This is a genomic window from Paenibacillus sp. Marseille-P2973, from assembly GCF_018101095.1.
GTDB lineage: Bacteria > Bacillota > Bacilli > Paenibacillales > Paenibacillaceae > Fontibacillus > Fontibacillus vini.
The window spans coordinates 1-856 of the sequence record NZ_JAGQEH010000035.1; the positions used below are offsets into that span (position 1 = coordinate 1).

1 protein-coding gene is annotated in these 856 nt (G+C 48.0%); it reads left to right on the forward strand.

Translation table 11 applies throughout. The features are described 5' to 3' along the window. Positions 1-107 precede the first annotated feature (107 nt). Positions 108-856 (forward strand): IS3 family transposase (locus KB559_RS25020; protein WP_348772952.1); only part of this gene is annotated, 749 nt, incomplete at its 3' end.

Here is an 856-nt window from a genome sequence, read left to right on the forward strand (position 1 = left end):
CTCATTGAAGACCAAAAACGTGAGATCGCGGACCTGAAAGAAGAGATCGAAATTTTAAAAAAGGCCGTGCACATCTTCGGGAAAGAAAAGAACTAAGGTTCCAGTTCATCGAAGATCATCGCTCCGAGTTTCGATTGGAGAAGATGTGCAAAGTGCTGCAAGTTTCCCGGAGTGGATACTACAAGTGGCAGGCATCCGAAGCCTCCGAAACAGAGAAGCGTCGTGAGAAACTCGTAGCACGTATTAAATGGCATTTTTACGATTCCGATGAAATCTACGGCAGCCCAAGGATACACAATGAATTAGTAAAAGAAGGATGGACGGTATCGGAACGAACCGTCGGCCTCATCATGCGCGAAAATGGGTGGCGCTCGTGCATGGCTCGAAAATTCAGAGTCACCACCACAGACTCCAATCACGATATGCCCATCGCACCGAATGTACTGGATCAGGATTTCTCTGCCACCAGGCCTAATGAAAAATGGGTAGCTGACATTACCTACATCCCTTGCTACCAGGGAAAGCTGTACCTTGCCAGCATTTTGGATCTATATACAAAACAGATCGTTGGATGGAGGCTCAGCGATAAAATGACGACGGACCTCGTCCTTGAAGCACTAAATCAAGCGTACGAGGCTAAGAAGCCAAGGGGTGTAATTCACCATTCCGATCGCGGCTCCCAGTATGCCTCCAAGGAGTACCGTGAACAACTGGCACGTTTAGGCATACAGCCAAGCATGAGTCGTAAAGGTAACTGCTATGACAATGCCTGCATCGAGGCGTTTCACAGCATCTTAAAACGCGAATTCATCTACAGCAGGCCAAAGTTCAGGACCAAGGAAGAGGCGCAACAGAA